This window comes from Tateyamaria armeniaca, from assembly GCF_045797845.1.
GTDB lineage: Bacteria > Pseudomonadota > Alphaproteobacteria > Rhodobacterales > Rhodobacteraceae > Tateyamaria > Tateyamaria armeniaca.
In genome coordinates, this window is the sequence record NZ_JBHDIY010000002.1 from 2,282,851 (window position 1) to 2,302,712 (window position 19,862).

Genomic DNA, 19,862 nt, shown 5'->3' on the forward strand with positions numbered 1-19,862 from the left:
TACACCATTACGGCCCTGTCACGGTTGCGGGACAGGGCCGCACAGCGATTGACCCGGTGGCCTGCAGGCATCAGCCTGTGTGTCAAACAACCGGAGGAAAGACCGATGATGATCCGAACGACAGCTGCAATTCTTGCCACAATGGCCGCAACGATGGTGGGCGCGCAGGAACGTTACGAGGGCTATTACTACCCCGAAATCACCTCCAGCGAGGATTTCACGCGTGTCATTCGCGAGGCCCCGCCGTCCGGCAAAGACGTGCGCGTCGGCTTTGTCACCAACCTGACGGCAGCGCAGTTGTCTGCGCCTGAGAGTCCACGTTTCGTGTTCTTTGCCAAGGGTTCGGATGCCAAGCATCTCCACGTGATTGCGCTGGATGATGACGTGTTTTCAACAATCTATCGTGCGCGCGCCGTGCTGGCGCAGATGACATCGAACATGCGCAACAACGAATTTTTCCGCCAGCAGAACCTTGAGACGGTGGCGACATTCTACGACCTTCTGCAACTCATGGACTTCGACACGCTGGTGATCAGTGATGGCGAGACGTGGGCGCATCAGGTCAATCTGACACAAGAATAGAAAGGGACGCGCATGAGTGCAGTGACATCAGCGGACGCGCGCAAAGGCGCGACGATCATCGACGGCAAGGCCTTTGCTGCGACAGTGCGGTCAAAAGTGGCGGATCACGTCACGCGGCTGAAGGATGACCACGGCATCACGCCGGGCCTTGCAGTTGTGCTGGTCGGCGAGGACCCGGCAAGCCAGGTCTACGTCCGCTCAAAAGGCAAGATGACCGTCGAGGTCGGCATGAACAGCATCGAGCACAAGCTGGATGTCGACACGTCTGAGGCCGACTTGCTGGCGCTGATCGCTGATTTGAATGCCGATCCCGCCATTCACGGCATTCTGGTCCAACTGCCGCTGCCTAAACACCTGAACGAAGACCTCGTGATCAACTCCATCGACCCGGCCAAGGATGTGGATGGGTTTCACATCTCGAATGTCGGATTGTTGGGTACGGGTCAAAAGTCGATGGTGCCCTGCACGCCGCTGGGATGCCTGATGATGCTGAGGGATCACCATGGGTCTTTGTCGGGATTGAATGCGGTGGTCGTGGGCCGTTCGAACATCGTCGGCAAGCCGATGGCGCAACTGCTTTTGGGCGACAGCTGTACCGTGACCATCGCACACAGCCGCACGAAGGACATTCAGGACGTCACCCGCCGCGCCGACATCGTCGTGGCCGCCGTGGGCCGCTCTGAAATGGTGACAGGCGACTGGATCAAGCCCGGGGCCACTGTGATCGATGTCGGCATCAACCGGATCGACGCGCCCGAAAAGGGTGAGGGCAAGACACGGCTGGTCGGCGATTGCGACTTTGACAGCTGCGCCGAGGTTGCGGGGGCGATCACGCCCGTGCCGGGTGGTGTGGGGCCGATGACCATTGCCTGCCTGCTTGCCAATACCGTCACCGCCTGTTGCCGCGCAAATGGACTGCAAGAACCCGAAGGGTTGACGGCCTAACGCGGCATCGGCACGCGCACCGGGCTTGGCCCGGTCAAAACGGCGCTCGCATCCGTCCGCATCAGGGTGGTGAGTACCGTGTCATGGCTGCGCAAACCGCCGGTATAGGTGCCATAGGCGGGCATGATCATCCGGTCGCTGTCGATCAGGAACGCGGGTCGCGTGATCGCGCGCCCGCGCGTAGGAACGGTCGCCTTTGGGTGGTAATGGCCTGAAATCTCTCCGGTTTTACCGCGCACGGCGATATGCCGAAAGGTTAGCGGGCCAAGGGAGAGTTCGCCCAGATGCGCACCGCCAAACTCGATAGGCCCCGGATCATGGTTGCCCTCGATCCAGATCCAGCGACGCCCCGCTTGCAGGCGCGTGATCCACAGCCGTTCGTCCTCTGGCAATGCCCGCGCGGCCGCCAGATCATCAAAACTGTCGCCGAGGCAGACAACGGTGCGCGCATCCGTCGCCTCCAGATCGCTTGCCAGCCGGGTCAGCGTGTCCCGGGTTTCGTAGGGGGGCAGCGGGCTGCCACCCCGGCGCAGGATCCGTTCGGATTTCCCAAGATGCAGATCGGACACACAGAGCAGCGCCTGATCGGGCCAAAACAGCCCGCCAGAGCCGAGGGCATGCAGGCGCGCGCCCGAGAGGGTCAGTTCGACGAAGTTCATAATTTGTTCTTACCGTTCGGCACCGCATTTTGACCAGTCCAAAACGCGTCATGCGCGTTTATCAGAACGGCACACGCCATTCGCGTTTTGATGGCTCCGGCGTCAGACCCGCCGTGGCCATCAGTCGTTCGGCTTCTTCGGCAAGCAGTTTTTCTTCGGCGAGCCCTTTGATCGGAACTCGGCCCACTTCAAGCATCAAGGGCGCGGCGAGCGGTGTGATCCGGTCATGTTCGACCAGATCGATGCGGTCACCGATCCGCGCAGCCATCTCTTCGATACGGCCAAAATCGACAAGGCCGCGCATCGCCTCCTGCCGCGTGATGTCCAGCATCAGGTGGTCAGGGTCATATTTGGTCAGCGTGTCATACAGGATGTCCGAGCTGAACGTCGCCTGTCGCCCGGTCTTGCGGTTCGAGGGCAGGTTGCGTTCGATCAGTCCAGCAATGGTGGCCGAGGCGCGAAAGGTGCGCTTCATCACCGCGTTCCCGGCCAGCCAACGATCAAGACCGTCACGCAGTGCCTCAATCTCGAACAGCGGTGCGGGGTCGCGCACCGGATCAAGCCCCCAGATCAAAGTGGCGTAATCCGTGGCAAGGAATCCCAGCGGGTTGAGGCCCGTTTCCTCCATCCGTTTGGACAGCAAAAGTCCGAGTGTTTGCATGGCGTTGCGCCCCGCAAAGCCATAGACGGCCGTATGCACGCGCCCATCATGGGGAAAGCTTTCGATCAGCAGGCGCCCCGGTTCGGGCAGGCGTGACACCTTACGTTGCAGCGTCAGCCAGTTGCTTGTGTGCTTTGGCAAATCGGGCCAGCTTTCGCGCTGAAACATCTCGATAATGCGGTGGGACAGTTGCGTTGACGTGGCGAACTTGGTGCCCAGAAAGGTCGCGATCTTGGGCTTTTTTGCCGCGTCCCGTGTGACCTGCACAGTCATTTCGCGCAAGCTGTCATACCGCACAATCTGCCCGCCGATCAGGAATGTATCGCCCGGTGTCAGGGAGGCGGCAAAGCCTTCTTCGATCTCGCCCAACGGCTTGCCGCCGCGCCCCTTGAAGCGGACCTTGAGCGTGTCGGTGTCCTGAATCGTGCCAATGTTCATCCGGATCCGCTGGGCGCTGCGTGGATCGCGCAATTGCCACAAACCGTCGGGGCGGTGTTGCAGCCGTTTCCATTGATCATAGGCGCGCAGGGCATAGCCGCCCGTGGCGCAGAAATCGAGGCAGGCGTCGAATTCTTCCCTTGTCAGAGCGCTATAGGCCCCGGCCGTGATCACTTCATCGTAAAGCGCCTCTGCATCGAACGGCCCCGCAGCGGCGACAATCAGGATGTGCTGGCACAGCACATCGCGCGGACCCGGGCCGCGTGGATCACCGTCCAACGCACTTTCTTTCACGGCTTCCAATGCGGCCACGCATTCGACGACTTCGAACCGGTTGGCAGGCACAAGCAACGCCTTGGACGGCGCGTTGTAGCGGTGGTTGGCCCGCCCGATCCGCTGCACAAGCCGCTTGACGTTTTTGGGCGCGCCGATCTGGATGATCAGGTCCACATCGCCCCAATCGATGCCCAGATCAAGCGTTCCGGTGCACACAATGGCCTTGAGTTGCCCCTCGACCATGGCCTGTTCCACCTTTTCGCGCTGTTGGCGATCAAGGCTGCCATGGTGAATGCCGATGGGCAGGCCCTCGTCATTGGCAAGCCAGATGTTGTGAAAGTACAGTTCGGCCTGCGCGCGGGTGTTGTGGAAAATAAGTGTGGTTTTATGGGCCTTTACTTGCTCAAGAACGGCTGGGATCGCGTATTTTGCGCCCGCCCCGGACCACGGCGGTGCCTCGTCCGTGACCAGCATCTGGATGTCGGGGGCGGGGCCGGGGTCGGCATTGATGATGGCGCATGGGTCGGGGTTCTTGGCAAGCAGATGCGCGATCGCGTGGGGGTCTTCGACGGTGGCTGACAGGCCGACGCGTTTGAGGTCAGGGCAGAGGGCCTGCAGTCGCGACAGGGCCAGAAACATCTGATCGCCCCGTTTGCTTTCGGCAAGGCTGTGAATCTCATCCACGATGACGCGTTTGAGGCCCGCGAACATGCGCGGCGCATCCTCGTAACTGGTCAGCAGCGCAAGGCTTTCGGGCGTTGTCAGCAGGATGTGAGGCGGGTCGGCGCGTTGTCGCTTTTTGCGGCTGGCAGGGGTGTCGCCGGTCCGGTCCTCAATGCGGATGGGCAAACCCATTTCGTCCACAGGGGTGCGCAGGTTCCGTTTGATGTCGCTCGCCAGCGCTTTGAGTGGTGAGATATAAAGCGTGTGCAAACCCTCGTGACCGCCGTCACTGAGATCCGCAAGCGACGGCAGAAACCCGGCCAGCGTTTTGCCCCCGCCCGTGGGCGCGATCAGCAGCAGTGCAGGTTCATCCGCGCGCTCCAGCATGGTCTGCTGGTGCGGGTGTATGGCCCAGCCTTTTGAAGTGAACCAATCCGTAAAGTGTTGGGGGAGCATCGCCATTGCGGGGAATGTAGCAGGCCGCAGGTCGAGTGCCAGCCCTCACTCTCACTCGTTCACGGCATCAGGCGCGCGGGGTAAGAGCAAGGATCGATTTCTGAACGCTTTGCGGCAGGCTGAGGTCCGCCCCGTCAGGTGCGGCGTCCAGTGCTGCGGCCACGTCCTTGACCAGAATGCCGATGGAGTTGTCGGGGGCGTGGCCGTGTTTGGCAAACTCGATAGTCTCAAACCCCGAGGCCAGCCAGTTTTGCCCGGACGACGTTTCGATCAGCGCCAGCAAGCGATCGGTTTCAAGCCCGGCGGCGTCCGCCCAGTCCAGCACCAGCCGCGTCATCGCCGTGTGCGAGGCGGCGAGCAAATTGTTGAGCACCTTGGCCTGCATGCCCGACCCAAAAGGGCCCATATGGTGAAAATGTTTGCCCATGAGCGCCAGCAGCGGAATGGCGTCATCGATGTCAGCTTGTGCACCGCCCAGCATGAAGCTGAGCGTGCGATCCCGCGCGGCGATCTGCGCGCCGGACATGGGCGCGTCGATCAGGGCGATGTGATCGGGGATACGGGCGCGCAGGTCGCGCACATAGCGCGGTGACAGGGTCGAACAGATGAAGATGCGGGTCAGACCGGGTGCCGTCGTGATGAGGTTCTGTGCATCGAACAACAGCGCGTCGGTTTGCGCGGCATCGCGCACCACGCTGAACAGGGTGTCAAGGCGCGGCGCAAAACCCATGACGTTGGTTGTTATATGACCGACACCTTTGTCCACCACGTCGAACCCGGTGGCTTGTGTGCCGCCATCGCGCAATGCGTCCAGCATCGGGCCGCCCATGCGGCCACAGCCTGCAACACCAATCATTTGACGATATGTTCGTCCTTGACGAACATGTTGGCCCAGGCGCGGTCGATCAGCTCGGGCGTCATCTGCTTGGGGATGCCTTCGAAATTGCAGGTGGCGACCATCTGGTCGATCAGGAAGTTCGGCTGATAGTTGGCATAAATATTGTCGATGGTCGGGTATTTCTGCTTGAGCAGATAGACCAGCGCCTCCTCATTTAGGGCCATCCCCTTTTTCTTGGCCACCATGGCAAAGATTTTCAGGAAGTTTGCCTGACTTGGTCCAGCGATCTTGATCTTGAAAAAGATCCGGCGCAGGGCGGCCTGGTCAAAGATTTCATTGGGGTGGAAGTTGGTCGAAAAGACAACCAGCGTGTCGAACGGCACTTCAAATTTCTCGCCCGATTGCAGGGCAAGGATGTCCTTGGATTCTTCAAGCGGAACGATCCAGCGGTTGACCAGCGCCTGCGGGCTTTCGGCCTGACGGCCAAGGTCGTCCACGATAAAGATGCCGCCGGTCGATTTCAGCTGCAGCGGGGCCTGATAGGTGCGCGCGGTCGGGTTGTAGACCAGATCGAGCATTGACAGGCTGAGTTCACCGCCCGTGACCACGGTGGGGCGTTCGCATTTCACATAGCGCTTGTCATAAGGCGTGCGGCGGCGCAGGGCGTTGGGATCATCCTCTGCATCCTGGGACAGCACGTGCACGATCGGGTCATAGACCGTGATCACCTGACCTGCATATTCGATGGCGCGCGGCACATAGACCTGATCGCCAAGGGCGTCGCGGATGCCGTTGGAGATCGAGGATTTACCGTTGCCGGGAGGGCCGTACATCAGGATCGAACGACCGGCAGACACGGCGGGTCCAAGCTGGTCCAGAAGGTCAGGGGGCAGCACCAGGTGGCCCATTGCGCCTGTCAGCTGCGTGCGGGTGACCATGATGTTGCGAATGGATTGGCGTTTGACCTGTTCGCGGTAAACGTCCAGCGGCACAGGCATGGCGCCGAAATATTCGGATTGCGACAGGGCATCAAGCGCGCGCGCCTTGCCCTGATCGGTGAGCTGATAGCCCATTTCATTGCCATTGTTGGCGTTGAGCGTCCCCGTCGCTTCCATCAGGCGTTGGTCGCGGCACATATCGATCAGTTCCTGCACCACCGGAATGGGCAGGCACAGGGCCGGCGACAGGTCAGACACCATGTCGAGGTTTTTGCGGAACATCGTTTTCAGCAGGATATCCCGCATCATGACCACGGGCAGTTTCATCTCCTGCAGCCGCTTAGGGGCGGGTGGGGCGATCACGTCGGAGACTTGCATGTTCATCGGATATGGCCTGTGGATTTCATTGCTTTGCGCGACCCTAGCGCAGGTTTCAGACGAAATTATGGCTGAAACCCGTCAAGACCCGTGCACGGCCGCCAGTGCCAGATAGATCGCAAGCGTTGGCCCCAGCGCAAATCCCATGGGGAATTTGCGCCCCTTGGTGCTCCAACTGTCCCAGGTGGGGGCCATGTTGCGCAAGGGTGTGGCACGCGCGATGCGGTGTGCAGCGTAGGCGGCCAGCAAGACGGCGGCAAACAGCGCCATCAGCAGGCGGACATCGCCCAGGGCGACGTAAGGCGCTGCTGCAGCAAGGAATTTTGCATCCCCGGCCCCCATCGCACCAGCCGCATTCAGGATCATGCACACCACCAGAACGATTCCCAACTGCGCCAGCTGCCACAGGTAGCCGTCAAACGGATAGAGAAAGAAACCGACGACCACGAACACCGCCGCCATTGTCAGCACGGTGGGGTTGGTGATGCGCATGCGTGCGAGGTCCGTGTAGGCCACGTAAAGGCACAGCGGCACCAGAAATGGCAGGAACCACCATGCCACCTGCGCAGACAGGGCCATCAGATCACCCGTTGGCGTTGTTTTCGAGCGCGCGCAGGGATCGTACCGCGGCCTCGAAATGCTGTGGATGCGTGTCGATGGCGTCGCGCAACAGTGACTTGCCGGTCTGTACGTCGCCTTGTTTGACCGCCGTCAGACCCAGCGTGTGCAACAGTTGGGCGCGCTCGATCTGGTCCATCGGAATGACGGGCAGGGCATAGTTGCGCTGCGCGCCACGTGCGAGGATCAGGTTGTTCTTGGCAGTGAACAGGTTCGGATCCTGGCGGATGGCATCGCCGAATAAACGCTCTGCATCGCCGAAATCGCCGCGTGTCAGTTTGGAATAGCCCCAGTTGTTCAGCACACCCGAGGGCCGTGTTGTCAGGCCCACCGCCGTTTCGTAAAAGCTGTCGGCCTTTTTCCATTCCTTGTTGCTGTCGGCAATCAAGGCCTCAAGGCGGTAGCGTTTGAACGTCTCGAAGGTGGGGGGGACCTTGTCCAGTTCCTGTTCGGCGCGCGCCCAGTCCCCCGAACGCAGCAGGGCGTCGGCATAGTCGACGCGGTCGTCGTTGGTTGCGCCTTCAAGTTTGAGGACCTTGGCGTAGGCTGGTGCGGCTTCGGAATAGCGCTTGGCGCGCACAAGGCTGGTGGCAAGGCCACGCTGGACTTCGATCCGGTCGGGATTGTCGGCGGCAGTGCGTTTGAAATAGGTCACCGCCTCATTCGGGTCGGCGACGGTCAGCATCACATCGTTCAGATCGCTTTCGTCGATCACGTTAACGTCCTGAAACGCACGTTCGACGGTCTGATCCGCTGATTTCTGTTCACATGCCGACAAGGCCATTGCCCCTGCCAGAGAGACGGCCAAAACTACGGGGTGGCGCATGTTTGCGTCCCTTTCCTGCTCGTTCACGCCGTGCTTTTGTTGCCCGGTCGCATCCCATCACGCCCTTCGGCGCACCTCAAATTCAGCTCGCAGTTCGAATAAGAAAGTCACTGCTGCCGCGTCGGACCAGTTTGTACTGGCTCTCGTTCTCATCCAGACTATCAGGATTTTCAGTTTTTGCGAGTGCCACGCGCAAATTATCCCGGATAAGTGTGCTTTCTCCGTCATCAAGGGCAAAGGCGCGGCGCAGCACCTGCACGGCCTCAAAGGTTTCACCGCGTTCCATCAGCACAACGCCAAGGTTGTTGAGGTCTTCGGGCACCGGATCAAATTCGGTTGTGGCGCGCCGCAGCAGAGTTTCGGCCTGCCCAAGCCGCCCGAGGCCAAGGTTGGCGGTGCCAAGGCCAGACAGGATTTCACCGTCGAACCCTCCGCGATCCAGTGCGGCACGGTTAAAGGCGCGAATGGCCAGTTCGAACTCTCCGGCGGCGATCAGGCGGTGACCAACTTCGACCCCGCCGACCGCTTCGGCAGACCGGTCGATGCCAGGTGCGAACGGGCCGGTTTGGGAAACATCGATGCCGCCCGTCGAACAGGCCGCCGCAAGGATCAGGAAGGAAAGGGCGGGCAGCGCCCGAATGCCTGGCATCATATGGCCTTTGCGACCTTTTTATTAAGCTGCACCGCGCCAGGGAAACCCCGCGCGGTGCATGTCTTTTAGCATGATTTTCGGCTCTGGCTAGTTCCCCATATTGCCCAGCTGCGTGATGCCGTGCACGGACGGACCCACGAGGATGATCAGCAACGGCGGAACCGTCAGCATCATCGTGGCCAGCGTCATCTTGGTGGGCAGCTTGTTGGCCGCCTCTTCGGCGCGCATCACGCGCTTGTCACGCATTTCCGAGGCAAAGACGCGCAAGGCATCCGCAATCGATGTACCAAAGCTGGCTGATTGAACCAGAACGGTCACGAACGAGGCGACGTCCTGCACGCCGCAGCGCTCGCCCATGTCATTGAGAACAGTGACCTTGTCCTTACCAGCTTTCATTTCATAGCTGACGACCTGAAATTCGTCCGCCAGAGCCGGGAAGGAGGCCCGCAATTCGCCCGCAATCCGTGTGATCGCCTGATCCAGAGACTGACCGGCCTCAACACAGACAAGCATCATGTCGAGCGCGTCGGGGAAGCCTTGGGTGATCTGTTCCTTGCGCGCCTCGACGCGGCGGGTGATCCAGTATTGCGGCAGGTAATAACCGACGCCGCCTGGGCCGACCGTCCACATAACGATCTTTTGCGTGGTCATGTTGTCGGTGCCCACCACAAAGTTGGTGTAGATCACACCGGCAATCAGGCCAAGGACACCCAGAATGAACTGGGCCGCGTGGAACATGCGCACCGAGTCGCGGGACTGATAGCCCGCCTGGCGCAGCATCAACTGACGCTTGGACAACTCGGCCACGTCCTCGGGTTCAAGGAACTTCGAAAACCGTTCAAGCTGTTCGTTGCGCGCACCCTGGCGCAAGCGTTCTTTTTGCGAACCAGCCTGTTTGGCGTGGCTGTTTTTCTTGAGTTTGGCCAGCGGATCTTCGGGCTGGCGCATCATCATGACGATGACCAGAACGATCATCATGAAACCCAGCACACCGACGATGATGATAGGGCCGAGGGGACCGAGCACATCGGTCATTGGCTGTAACAGGGCGTCCATAATCGGGCTCCTTAAACTTTGATATTGGTCAGGACGCGCATCACAACAAGGTTAACGCACAAGAAGATACCGACGACGAAACAGGCCGGGATAAACCACGGGTGGTCGCGCACTTCGTCATAGTAGTGCGGATCACCAATGTTGATCACGACGAGGGCGACCAGCGGGAAGGCGGACAGGAATTTGCCCGACCACTTGGCCTCGGCCGTGATCGCCTTCACACGGCGGAACAGGCGGAAGCGGGCGCGGATCACCTTGGCCAGACCCATGAGGATCTCGGCGAGGTTACCACCTGATTGCTGCTGGATGGTCACCGCAACGGCGAGAAAGCGCAAATCCTGCATATCAAGCCGTTCGGCCATCGCCTTGAGTGCCTCACCCACGTCCCGGCCAAAGGCAGATTCATCCGCGATCACCCCGAATTCAGAGGCCAGCGGGTCCTGCACCTCTTTGGCGACGATCTGGATGGCCGAGCTGAACGGGTGACCCACGCGAAGGGAGCGCACCATGAGTTCAACCGCGTCAGGCAGTTGTTCTTCGATCATGGCCATACGTTTGCTGGCCTTGGACGACACCCAGAAGAACACGGCACCAATGCCAATGCCTACGGACAGAAGGATGCGCACCGGCACTTCGGTTTCCGTGCCGACGCTGAGGCCGATAAAGGCCACCGCTGACAGCCCGCCCATGATCATGATCAGTTGCTGAGGGGTAAAGGCGATGGCCGCCTTTTGGGCCCGTTCGGCGAGCAAGGAATAAAGCGGGATCGAGCGTGCGCCCATATGCTGCTGCATCTCTTTGCGCAGCTGTTCCAGCACTTCCTCGCGCCGCCCGCCTGCCTTGTTGAGCATTTCGAGACGACGGTTCACCCGGTTGTTCAGGCTGATGGATTTGCCAAAGGCGACAAGGTAGATGCCTTCGACAAGCACAAGCACGCCGATAAAGATCAACCCGTAAATAATTGGTTCTGCACTCATTTTTCGGGTTCCTTATTCGGCAGCGATTGGTTCGTAGATACTGGATGGCAAATCATAGCCCCACATGCGGAAGCGTTCGGAATAGTGAGAACGCACGCCTGTGGCTGTGAAATGGCCGATGATTTTGTTTTCGGGTGTGAGACCGACACGCTGGAAACGGAAGACTTCCTGCATGGAAATCACGTCGCCCTCCATGCCTGTGATTTCGGTGATCGACGTCATGCGGCGCGATCCGTCCTGAAGGCGCGAGGCCTGCACGATGAGGTTCACGGCGGACGAGATTTGCGAGCGCACAGCCTTGAGCGGCATTTCGATGCCGGCCATCGCGATCATGTTTTCCAGACGTGACACGCCGTCCCGCGCCGAGTTGGCGTGGATCGTGGTCATCGACCCGTCGTGGCCGGTGTTCATGGCCTGAAGCATGTCGATGACTTCCTCGCCACGCGTTTCGCCGACGATAATCCGGTCCGGGCGCATCCGCAGGGCGTTTTTCAGACAGTCACGCGGGGAAACCTCACCTTTGCCTTCCACGTTGGGCGGACGGCTTTCCATCCGGCCCACATGGGTCTGTTGCAGTTGAAGTTCCGCCGTATCCTCGATGGTCAGGATGCGTTCAGCGTTGTCGATAAACGAGGACAGCGCGTTGAGCGTCGTCGTCTTACCCGAACCGGTACCGCCCGAGACGATGACATTCAGGCGCGTGGCCACGGCAGCTTGCAGATATGCAGCCATTTCTTCGGTAAAGGCACCGAATTGCACCAGATCGTCGATGCCCAGCTTGTCCTTTTTGAACTTACGAATGGAGACAAGGCTGCCGTCCACCGCGATGGGTGGCACCATGGCGTTGAAACGCGAACCATCTTTCAGACGGGCGTCAACATAAGGGTTGGATTCGTCAACGCGACGACCCACGGCGGACACGATTTTATCAATGATCCGAAGCAAGTGACGTTCATCCTTGAAGGTGATGTCCGTCAGTTCCAGCTTGCCCGACCGTTCCACAAAGATCTGTTGGGGACCGTTGACCAGAATATCGTTGACCGTCTCGTCCTTAAGCAGGGTTTCGAGCGGGCCAAGGCCCATTACTTCGTCAAACAGTTCCTGGTTCAGAATCTGGCGGTCTTCGCGGTTCAGGATGATGTTCTGTTCCTGCAGGAATTCGCCTGAAATGGCCTGAATTTCCTGACGCAGATCGTTTTCCGTCGCCGATTCCAGCGCGGACAGGTTCAGGTTATCAAGCAGGGCACGGTGCAGGTCGAGTTTGATCTCGCCCATCCGCTCCTTTTTCTTGCGTTCCTTGTCCATCGGCACGACCGCTGCGGCGGACGCGTTGGCCTTGCGCGCAATCTTGGAAGGCGCTGCGGCCTTTGGTTCTTCGGCGACCTTTTCCGCAGGTGCGGCGGCTGGTGCCGGTGCCTCTTTTTTGTATTTCGAAAACATCGAGAAACCCCCGGGTTATCGGATCACGCCGCCTTGACGTGGTCCTCACTCAATTCATGGATGGATGCGGCCAGCTTGGCGATTTCGCGGCGCAGTGGATTCTTGGTCGCCGACGAGGCGAGTGGTAGGCCGTGATCCGCGCTTTGCGTGATCGGCTTGCCGCCGTCTGGCAGTTGGACTTCGATCGCGATATCCAGACTTTCGGACAGGCGCTTGACCCGCGCCTTGCCGCCCAGATCGGTGAACTTGGGCGCGCGGTTCAGCACATAGCGCAGCTTTTCGATGGGCAGCTCTTCGGACTGCAACGCGCGCTTGAAACGCAGCGTGTTCTGGGCAGAGCGCAGATCAAGCTCAAGCGTGATAAAGTAGATATGGGCGGCGGACAGAACGGTCTCGGTCCACTGCACAAGGGTCGATGGCATGTCGATCACGACATAATCGAAATGCGCACGCGCCATTTCGATCACGCGATTGATGTCTTCCGGTGTGATCAGATCAAGCGGGATCATGTCCGCGGGCGCAGTCAGCACCTGCAGCTTTTCCTCGAATGTCAGCAAAGACTGGCCAAAGATTTCCTCGTCCATGGCTTCGGTGTCCGACAGCATTTCGAACACGGCCTCGCGGCGGGGCAGGTCCAGAAAGGTCGACGCCGACCCGAACTGCAGATCAAAGTCCAGAAGACACACATTGGGTGTCTCGTTTGGGTTCAGCAGCGCCAGTTCCCAGGCAAGGTTGACGGCCAGCGTGGTCGCGCCGGTGCCACCGGCAACGCCGTGCGTGACGAACACAGCACCTTCCTTGTTGACGCCCGTTTTCAGTTGGGCGGTGCGCTCGGCCTCAACCGGTTGCGGGGTGCCACTGGCGCGCAGGCGCTCAATAGCGGAATGCAATTCACCTTCGGGCAGGGGGTAGGGCACAAATTCATCCGCCCCGCGCCGCAGCAACTGGTGCAATGAGGCGGGTGTGACGTCTTCGGCAATCAGAATGACCTTAATGTCGCGCGCCTTGGCCTGGGTGATGATCTCACCCATCAGGACAAGGTTGTCTTCGTCCGCGTCATCCAGCGCAAGTGCGACAAACTCCATCGCTTCTGCTTCGGGTTGGTTGAAAAAGGCCAATGCCTCGGCAAATCCCAGATCGCCCCACGACTCACCCAGAGCCTGTTCCATGTCCTCGATCAGCAGATCGAAATTCTGCACATCGCGGCTGATTGTACAGGCCACGATTGGTGCGGTCTCTGGTTGCGGCATTACACTGCTCATTGCCCACTCGTCCTTCAATTGCGAACCGCGGGTCAGGGTTTTGGGCGATGTTTGCGCCGCCTGACTGCGATTCCTGCGCCCAAAATCCATTGGACATACGTATCCTCAGATGCGTTTTTCGCAGTCAATTCAGGCGAGATTTGGGCTAAAAAACCCCAATTGTTGGGTTTCTTGGGACGATAAGGCGCGCAGACAAGGATTGTCTGCGCGCCAAAGTGGAAAACGAGAGAGTGGGGGTTACTGTTCGGTGCGCAAATCGGCGCCCGTAATCCCGGTCAACTGGCTGGGTGGTTCGGCCGATTTGACGTAATCGCGATAGATGATCTGGGCGTATTTGCCGTCCAGAACCGTCGGATTGGATTTCACGAGATCCCGACACTTCGGTCACGGTGCGCCGATTGCGGCGTTCGCGTCCTTGCGTCACGATCAGAGGCTGGGTTTCACCGAAAGAGGCGACAGCTTCGAGCCGTGAGCGATGGATGCCTTGGGTGACCAGGAAATTCACGACAGCGCGGGCGCGGGCCAGACCAAGTTGCTTGTTGTAGCCTGCCGAACCAACCGCATCCGTGTGCCCATAGACGCGAAAGCGCACTTCGGGGAACTGGCGGATCCAACCGGCCTGCTGGCGCAGGGCGTCCTGAGCCCCAGCGTCCAGACGGGACGAGTTGAAGGCAAAGTTGACAGTCGTGATCACTTCGGATGCGAAGCGGTTGGCCAGATCGAACGTATAGCCTTGTTCGCCTGTCATGATCAGCGTGTTGTTAGCTGTGGCGTTCCCGAACTGGCCGGTATCGACCAATGATCCCGCTTCACGATAGAACTGGGTGTAGACCGGGTCGCTGGAGGTCGTGCACGCCGAGATAGCGAGACTGCTTACCAGTGCGACTGAGATGATCGGTTTCATGAACCCTGTCCTTAATCCAACACGTAGCCATATGAGCCGGAGAAGTCCTGTTTGGCAACCTCGCCTGCAGCCCCTTGTTTGGGAACACGGGTGCCCGCGGCTGTGCGGCCATACAGGAACAGATCCTTTTCGCTGGGTGGTTTGATGCGATCAGTGGGCAGCGCCAGAATATCGCCCCGGACGGGGGACACGAGGTGCGCCGTGATGATGATCACAAGTTCGGTTTGATTGCGCTGGTAAGACGCCGAGCGGAACAGGGCCCCAAGGATTGGCACATCGCCAAGCCAGGGCAACTGGCTGGAGTTGTCGTCGAAGTTGTCTTCCAGAAGTCCAGCAATAGCAAAGCTTTCGCCGTCGCGCATCTCGACCGTGGTCGATGTCTCGCGCCGCGAGAAGGCGTCGATTTCAAAGCCGTTGACCGCAAACCCGTTGGTCGGGTCGATGGCGGACACCGCCGCTTCGAGTTCGAGGTTGATCAGGTCCTTGTCCACCACGCGGGGGATAAAGTTCAACTCGATCCCGAACGGTTTGAATTCGATGGTGATCACGCCGTTGTCCTGGCTGACGGGCACGGGATATTCGCCACCGGCCAGGAATTTTGCCTCTTGCCCGGACAGAGCGACCAGGTTTGGCTCGGCCAAAGTCCGCACAACGCCTTTGGTTTCAAGGGCTTCGAGCAACAGGCCGACTTGGGTGTTGCCGGTGTTAAAGCCAAACAGGATGGCGCCTGCGTTTTCGTTGATGGCCGGGATGTTGCCCCCGAGGCTTGTGCCAACGCCGCCCGAGCTGTTTGTCGTGCCGGTCCCGCCGTTCACGCCCACATCACCCGAAAAGATCGACCCGTTCAGAGACAAGGACGAGCTGAGGGATTTGGAAACAGAGCGGTTCATCTCTGCAAAGCGTACCTTCAGCATGACCTGCTGGACGCCACCGACACTCATCAGGTTGGAAACGCGGCCTTCGGCGTAGCGTTCGGCCAGATCAAGCGCGCGTTGCAGGCGAGACGTCGATGACACGACACCAGACAGGACGATCCCGTCATTGGCGGTGCGCACTTCGATCTTTTCACCCGGAAGGATCTGGCGGAGGCGTTCCTTGAACTCTGAAATATCCGCTGCGACGCGCACATTGACGTTCGTGATCAGGCGGCCATTGGCATCCAGAAGGGTGAGCGTGGTCAGACCGGGCGATTTGCCAAGTACATATATAGTGCGATCGCTCAGCGACGAGATGTCCGCGATGGCGGGGTTCGCAATGCTGAGTTCGGCGAAAGCCTCTTCGCTTTCCACCACCACGGCCCGGTTCATGGGCACGTTCAGCGTCGCTTCGGTTGCAGTGCGCACGACCCTCAGGTTTTCGGCTTGCGCAGAAAACGCCATCGGGCTGATTGCAATGGACAACCCCAGAAGGGTCGCTTTGAATAGTCCGTCAATATACATGTGACCTGCCTTTTTGATCACGCCTCGGTGTCGGGTCTTATTGCCCGCGATAGTAACGGGTCGTTCGCCCGCTTATTTTCAGCACCATGCGGCACTTTGGTTTTTATTGCAAGAATCAATGGGTTCACGCAGTTCGTTTATGTGGATAACTGGCAACAGAGCCCCAAATGCAAATGGCGCCCCCGGTTGGGGACGCCACTTTAAGTCTTTGATTTTCAGTCTCAGTTTGTGCAGGGGATCGGGATTTCGACCACTTCCGCGCCGCGCCGTGTGCGGATCGAACAGGTCTTCTCTTCTTCCACCGCGGCTTTGACTTCCTGAGTTGCGATGCCCAGCAGGGCGCGCTGATCGACCTCGATGGCGGCGGCCACGGTGTCGTCTTCGGCCCCAACCAGCGACAGCGACAGACGACCCGATGACTGGGCCTGCGCCAGCTTGGCCACTTTGGCAGGGGGATCGAAACGGTGACGGTCTGAGCGATGGTTGCGCCATCCAGATCACCGGCGGCGTTCTGGTCGATGGCGATCAGCTTGACGCCCGGTTCGATCAGTTTGGTCACTTCGCCGCGGTCCTGGCTGAGCGATTGATCCACCCGACCGGTCCAGTAGACGTCAACCCGGTCACCCGGACGCAGGAAGCCGGACACACCCGAGGCCACGTCGACCTTGATGGCAAAGGCGCGCATGCCGCGCTCAAGACGCGAGGTCAGGCCGGCCTCTTCACCGGGTTCGGTGACTTTGACCTCAAGGATCGCCTCATCCTTCTCCATGGTGCGCAGCACCACGCGGGCGGCAGTCACGCCTTCGGCAAAGATTGGGTTGTCTTCTGTAAATGCACCTTCGGGGATGGCGTTTTCAGGCCAGTCCACGGTGCGCACGTCTTCCATGGTCAGCGCTTCGCCGTATTTCAGCGGGCGTTCGGCCACGTAGACAGGAATCGTAGGCACAATCTTTTCGCGTTGCGCCCGTTCCTTGGCCAGCGCGGTCTGATATTGCCCGATGTAGTTTTTGGCCATGTACACGGCACCCCCGGCAAGGGCGATCCCGGCCAACAGAACCAATCCGAAAACCATTCGCATAGTAATACCTCATATCTGGGCCCATCATCACCGAACAAAGGTGAGGGCCTCTTGCGATCAAGGTGCCACGGGAATGTGGCAGATTCTGGGACGTGGGGGTGTTTAGATGGCATCTGCCGCTGCAAGCGATGCAGGCACGCCGAACGCCCGAGGCAAGCCCGGGCGCAGGTAGAATACAAACTCGGTCGGGTTTAGAACGACCAGTTGGTCATGAATTCTTCAACTCCGGCGGACACTCCTACGGAGCCGTTTGTGAGGGCAAGCACCAAAGCCACGGCCAGCGCGACGATTGCCGCGGTCAGCACAACCCAATCTACGGTAACCGCGCCGTCTTGGTCGCGGCAAAATTTCTTGATGAAGTGGGTCATGGCATGAACACCTTTTCAAACGAGTACAGTAACTGTGAGACGCACAAAGGGGCCGCGTCCGGATGCGGTCGCGGCCCCCCGTGTAGAATAGACCTTCAGGTCAGACCAACTTAGTTAGGGTCTTGAGCCTGCAGGAATGTGTCGGTGTCAGCTGTCAGCTCGGTCGCACCGGTTTCGATGGACGTGTAAGCTGCAACGGCCAGACCAACAACTGCGGCTGTCAGAACAACCCAGTCAACTGTCACGGCACCGTCTTCGTCTTTACGGAAGTTTTTGATAAAGTTCATCATTGTAGTGTCCCTCCAAAGGATCAGTAGTTTTGCGTTTCAACCTCGCCGTCTGGTTAGGGCCGCTCTCTCTCATTGGCCCATGTCCGACTTGGTATGGGGCTATATAGACCTCGGATTGGGGCACGAATTTGGCGGCATATTGAGCATTTCACGTCGCAACAAAAAAAATTTGATGGATTCAGCTACCCAACTGAAATCAATGGAATTTTTCTCAGGAGAAAATTGAGGTCCTGTCAATTTTCATTAAAGGGCGTGGCAAATAAGGCAATGCCGCCATGTTTGGCGTGGACAAAGCTGGTTTGAGGCCGGTTTTTTTGCGATATTGTCTCCAATATCGGTCAGAGAACCGAAGTCTTGAGGCGAGCCATGATGATACGCACTGTGATTTGCACAGCCTTTTTGGCTGTAGCTGTGGGCGGAGGCCCTGTAACGGCCAATGATCCCCCTCCGTTCAAGGACTTTTCGGCCAAACGTGTGAAACCGCCCAGTGCGGGGACCACCAAAAGGATCACCATCCAGATCGATCCCGTGGAATCACAAGCCGCAGCAGTACCACAGGCAGCGGACGCGCCGACATCACCACGCGCTTCCCGCTTTGACTGGTTCTGGAACGACATATCACCTGACATCGCCGATTCCGGGCCCGGTCGCCTTGATCTGGCGATGCGTGCGCTTGCCCGTTCCGAGGCGCCTGTCCCCGTTCCGCGCCTGCAACAGATGCAGACGCTGGCCAAGGCGCGGGGGATCGACATCCTCAAGGCAACGATTGGCACGGATGTTTCCCCAGCGCTGGTTCTTGCCGTGATGATGGTGGAATCAGGCGGTGTGGCAGACGCCAAAAGCGGGGCAGGGGCCGAAGGGTTGATGCAGTTGATGCCCGACACTGCATCCCGTTTCGGCGTCACGGACAGTTTCGAACCCGCGCAGAACATCGAAGGCGGTGTAAAGTATCTCGACTGGCTGATGGGCCACTTTGACCGCGACCCGGTGCTGGTTCTCGCAGGCTACAACGCGGGCGAGGGGGCTGTGCGCAAACATCAGGGCGTGCCGCCCTATGCTGAAACGCGGGACTATGTGCCCAAGGTTCTGGCGACATTCCAATTGGCGCGGGGGCTTTGCATCACGCCGCCGGTTCTGGTCACGGATGGGTGCGTTTTCGCCGCGATGAACTGAGGCGGGGCAACCTGACCGCTCAGACGTTGAACGCGTCCGCCCATTCCGGATGCTTGGCGCGTTGCCTGTTCACGAAGGGGCACAGCGGCACGATCTTCCAACCTTCGGCACGCGCATCCGCGACCAGCCGTTCGACAAGGGCAAGCCCGGCACCCGTGCCGCGCAACGCATCTGGCACGCCTGTGTGATCCGCAATGCGGGTGTGGGGGGACAGTATAGAGTATGTCAATTCAGCCTCTGTCCCGTCATGTATAAGGAACAGCCTGCCTTTCGTGTCGCCATCTTCGCGTTGGATGTCGAAGTCAGCCATCCCGTTCAGACAATTGTCGCGGCGGTCGCGGCGCGCAAGTCATCCTCGGTCACACCATCGGCGGTTTCGACAATGCGCAGACCACCTTCGACCACGTCCAGCACGCCAAGGTTGGTGATGATGCGATCCACCACCGCCTGACCGGTCAGGGGCAATGTGCACTCTTTCAGCACCTTGCTGTCGCCATGCTTGTTGGTGTGATCCATGACCACCACGACACGACCCACGCCTGCCACCAGGTCCATCGCGCCGCCCATACCCTTGACCAGCTTGCCCGGGATCATCCAGTTGGCGAGGTCTCCGTTTTCGGCCACTTCCATCGCACCCAGGATCGCCATCGCGATCTTGCCGCCCCGGATCATGCCGAAGGATTGCGCGGAATCGAAATAGGCGGTCTGGGGCAATTCGGTGATGGTCTGCTTGCCCGCGTTGATCAGGTCGGGGTCTTCTGTGCCCTCGATCGGGAAGGGGCCCATGCCCAGCATCCCGTTTTCCGATTGCAGCGTCACCTCGATCCCGTCGGGGATGTAATTGGACACCAGCGTCGGAATGCCGATGCCAAGGTTCACATACCAGCCGTCTTCGAGTTCCTGTGCGGCGCGCGCCGCCATTTGGTTTCGATCCCAAGGCATGTG

Annotated in this window: 19 protein-coding genes and 2 pseudogenes; 3 read left to right on the top strand and 18 right to left on the bottom strand. The window is 59.4% G+C overall.

From position 1 onward, the window contains the following. Positions 1-108: 108 nt before the first annotated feature. The gene (locus ACERZ8_RS11535; protein WP_407592333.1) at positions 109-582 is read left to right on the top strand and encodes a hypothetical protein; all 474 of its coding nucleotides are present in this window, start codon (positions 109-111) and stop codon (positions 580-582) included. Positions 583-594: 12 nt separating this feature from the next. After that, on the top strand, positions 595-1,527 hold the full coding sequence (gene folD / locus ACERZ8_RS11540; protein WP_407592334.1) for a bifunctional methylenetetrahydrofolate dehydrogenase/methenyltetrahydrofolate cyclohydrolase FolD: 933 nt from the start codon (positions 595-597) through the stop codon (positions 1,525-1,527). Here the strand turns inward: folD and pdeM are convergent. From pdeM to ACERZ8_RS11620, 16 genes and pseudogenes are all read right to left on the bottom strand, one after another. Next, the gene (gene pdeM, locus ACERZ8_RS11545) at positions 1,524-2,186 is read right to left on the bottom strand and encodes a ligase-associated DNA damage response endonuclease PdeM (RefSeq protein WP_407592335.1); all 663 of its coding nucleotides are present in this window, start codon (positions 2,184-2,186) and stop codon (positions 1,524-1,526) included. The genes folD and pdeM overlap by 4 nt on opposite strands. Positions 2,187-2,247: 61 nt before the next feature. After that, complete coding sequence (locus tag ACERZ8_RS11550) at positions 2,248-4,686, bottom strand: ligase-associated DNA damage response DEXH box helicase (RefSeq protein WP_407592336.1); 2,439 nt, start codon at positions 4,684-4,686, stop codon at positions 2,248-2,250. Between the two features lie 61 nt (positions 4,687-4,747). Then, a complete protein-coding gene (locus tag ACERZ8_RS11555) occupies positions 4,748-5,536 on the bottom strand; it encodes an NAD(P)-dependent oxidoreductase (RefSeq protein WP_407592337.1) in 789 nt (262 codons plus the stop codon). Then, complete coding sequence (locus tag ACERZ8_RS11560) at positions 5,533-6,840, bottom strand: P-loop NTPase family protein (RefSeq protein ID WP_407592338.1); 1,308 nt, start codon at positions 6,838-6,840, stop codon at positions 5,533-5,535. Before ACERZ8_RS11560 ends, ACERZ8_RS11555 begins: the two co-directional genes overlap by 4 nt. A gap of 75 nt (positions 6,841-6,915) precedes the next feature. Beyond that, complete coding sequence (locus ACERZ8_RS11565; protein WP_407592339.1) at positions 6,916-7,413, bottom strand: prepilin peptidase; 498 nt, start codon at positions 7,411-7,413, stop codon at positions 6,916-6,918. 4 nt (positions 7,414-7,417) lie between these two features. Continuing rightward, positions 7,418-8,278 (bottom strand): tetratricopeptide repeat protein, encoded by an 861-nt coding sequence (locus tag ACERZ8_RS11570; RefSeq protein WP_407592340.1) that lies wholly within the window; start codon positions 8,276-8,278, stop codon positions 7,418-7,420. An 82-nt stretch (positions 8,279-8,360) separates the two neighbouring features. Beyond that, positions 8,361-8,930: a tetratricopeptide repeat protein gene (locus tag ACERZ8_RS11575; RefSeq protein WP_407592341.1), complete on the bottom strand. Its 570-nt coding sequence runs from the start codon at positions 8,928-8,930 to the stop codon at positions 8,361-8,363. Between the two features lie 87 nt (positions 8,931-9,017). Continuing rightward, complete coding sequence (locus ACERZ8_RS11580) at positions 9,018-9,986, bottom strand: type II secretion system F family protein (protein ID WP_407592342.1); 969 nt, start codon at positions 9,984-9,986, stop codon at positions 9,018-9,020. An 11-nt stretch (positions 9,987-9,997) separates the two neighbouring features. Then, positions 9,998-10,963, bottom strand: a complete 966-nt coding sequence (locus ACERZ8_RS11585) for a type II secretion system F family protein (RefSeq protein WP_407592343.1) — start codon at positions 10,961-10,963, stop codon at positions 9,998-10,000. Positions 10,964-10,975: 12 nt separating this feature from the next. After that, positions 10,976-12,403, bottom strand: a complete 1,428-nt coding sequence (locus tag ACERZ8_RS11590; protein ID WP_407592344.1) for a CpaF family protein — start codon at positions 12,401-12,403, stop codon at positions 10,976-10,978. Positions 12,404-12,426: 23 nt separating this feature from the next. After that, complete coding sequence (locus ACERZ8_RS11595) at positions 12,427-13,665, bottom strand: AAA family ATPase (protein WP_407592345.1); 1,239 nt, start codon at positions 13,663-13,665, stop codon at positions 12,427-12,429. A gap of 237 nt (positions 13,666-13,902) precedes the next feature. Then, positions 13,903-14,569 (bottom strand): annotated as a pseudogene (locus ACERZ8_RS11600) (OmpA family protein). Positions 14,570-14,580: 11 nt separating this feature from the next. Continuing rightward, positions 14,581-16,008: a type II and III secretion system protein family protein gene (locus ACERZ8_RS11605; protein ID WP_407592346.1), complete on the bottom strand. Its 1,428-nt coding sequence runs from the start codon at positions 16,006-16,008 to the stop codon at positions 14,581-14,583. Between the two features lie 221 nt (positions 16,009-16,229). Next, positions 16,230-17,086: pseudogene (cpaB, locus tag ACERZ8_RS11610) on the bottom strand (Flp pilus assembly protein CpaB). Between the two features lie 191 nt (positions 17,087-17,277). Further along, positions 17,278-17,454, bottom strand: a complete 177-nt coding sequence (locus ACERZ8_RS11615) for a hypothetical protein (protein ID WP_407592347.1) — start codon at positions 17,452-17,454, stop codon at positions 17,278-17,280. Positions 17,455-17,564: 110 nt separating this feature from the next. Next, positions 17,565-17,744: a Flp family type IVb pilin gene (locus tag ACERZ8_RS11620; RefSeq protein WP_407592348.1), complete on the bottom strand. Its 180-nt coding sequence runs from the start codon at positions 17,742-17,744 to the stop codon at positions 17,565-17,567. A 369-nt stretch (positions 17,745-18,113) separates the two neighbouring features. Here ACERZ8_RS11620 and ACERZ8_RS11625 point away from each other — a divergent pair, with 369 nt between their 5' ends. After that, positions 18,114-18,917, top strand: a complete 804-nt coding sequence (locus tag ACERZ8_RS11625) for a lytic transglycosylase domain-containing protein (protein ID WP_407592349.1) — start codon at positions 18,114-18,116, stop codon at positions 18,915-18,917. 19 nt (positions 18,918-18,936) lie between these two features. On the opposite strand, the gene ACERZ8_RS11630 is transcribed toward ACERZ8_RS11625, so the two are convergent. Both ACERZ8_RS11630 and ACERZ8_RS11635 read right to left on the bottom strand, forming a co-directional pair. After that, on the bottom strand, positions 18,937-19,227 hold the full coding sequence (locus ACERZ8_RS11630; RefSeq protein ID WP_407592350.1) for a GNAT family N-acetyltransferase: 291 nt from the start codon (positions 19,225-19,227) through the stop codon (positions 18,937-18,939). A 5-nt stretch (positions 19,228-19,232) separates the two neighbouring features. Continuing rightward, positions 19,233-19,859: a 3-oxoacid CoA-transferase subunit B gene (locus tag ACERZ8_RS11635; protein ID WP_407592351.1), complete on the bottom strand. Its 627-nt coding sequence runs from the start codon at positions 19,857-19,859 to the stop codon at positions 19,233-19,235. Positions 19,860-19,862 lie beyond the last annotated feature (3 nt).

Bases quoted from the DNA above. Each gene is read 5' to 3' on its own strand.
- ACERZ8_RS11590 (WP_407592344.1), bottom strand. From the start codon at position 12,403: ATGTTTTCGAAATACAAAAAAGAGGCACCGGCACCAGCCGCCGCACCT.
- folD (WP_407592334.1), top strand. From the start codon at position 595: ATGAGTGCAGTGACATCAGCGGACGCGCGCAAAGGCGCGACGATCATC.
- ACERZ8_RS11580 (WP_407592342.1), bottom strand. From the start codon at position 9,986: ATGGACGCCCTGTTACAGCCAATGACCGATGTGCTCGGTCCCCTCGGC.
- ACERZ8_RS11635 (WP_407592351.1), bottom strand. From the start codon at position 19,859: ATGCCTTGGGATCGAAACCAAATGGCGGCGCGCGCCGCACAGGAACTC.
- pdeM (WP_407592335.1), bottom strand. From the start codon at position 2,186: ATGAACTTCGTCGAACTGACCCTCTCGGGCGCGCGCCTGCATGCCCTC.
- ACERZ8_RS11560 (WP_407592338.1), bottom strand. From the start codon at position 6,840: ATGAACATGCAAGTCTCCGACGTGATCGCCCCACCCGCCCCTAAGCGG.
- ACERZ8_RS11615 (WP_407592347.1), bottom strand. From the start codon at position 17,454: ATGACCCACTTCATCAAGAAATTTTGCCGCGACCAAGACGGCGCGGTT.
- ACERZ8_RS11630 (WP_407592350.1), bottom strand. From the start codon at position 19,227: ATGGCTGACTTCGACATCCAACGCGAAGATGGCGACACGAAAGGCAGG.
- ACERZ8_RS11565 (WP_407592339.1), bottom strand. From the start codon at position 7,413: ATGGCCCTGTCTGCGCAGGTGGCATGGTGGTTCCTGCCATTTCTGGTG.
- ACERZ8_RS11620 (WP_407592348.1), bottom strand. From the start codon at position 17,744: ATGATGAACTTTATCAAAAACTTCCGTAAAGACGAAGACGGTGCCGTG.
- ACERZ8_RS11595 (WP_407592345.1), bottom strand. From the start codon at position 13,665: ATGAGCAGTGTAATGCCGCAACCAGAGACCGCACCAATCGTGGCCTGT.
- ACERZ8_RS11625 (WP_407592349.1), top strand. From the start codon at position 18,114: ATGATACGCACTGTGATTTGCACAGCCTTTTTGGCTGTAGCTGTGGGC.
- ACERZ8_RS11570 (WP_407592340.1), bottom strand. From the start codon at position 8,278: ATGCGCCACCCCGTAGTTTTGGCCGTCTCTCTGGCAGGGGCAATGGCC.
- ACERZ8_RS11555 (WP_407592337.1), bottom strand. From the start codon at position 5,536: ATGATTGGTGTTGCAGGCTGTGGCCGCATGGGCGGCCCGATGCTGGAC.
- ACERZ8_RS11550 (WP_407592336.1), bottom strand. From the start codon at position 4,686: ATGGCGATGCTCCCCCAACACTTTACGGATTGGTTCACTTCAAAAGGC.
- ACERZ8_RS11585 (WP_407592343.1), bottom strand. From the start codon at position 10,963: ATGAGTGCAGAACCAATTATTTACGGGTTGATCTTTATCGGCGTGCTT.
- ACERZ8_RS11575 (WP_407592341.1), bottom strand. From the start codon at position 8,930: ATGATGCCAGGCATTCGGGCGCTGCCCGCCCTTTCCTTCCTGATCCTT.
- ACERZ8_RS11605 (WP_407592346.1), bottom strand. From the start codon at position 16,008: ATGTATATTGACGGACTATTCAAAGCGACCCTTCTGGGGTTGTCCATT.
- ACERZ8_RS11535 (WP_407592333.1), top strand. From the start codon at position 109: ATGATCCGAACGACAGCTGCAATTCTTGCCACAATGGCCGCAACGATG.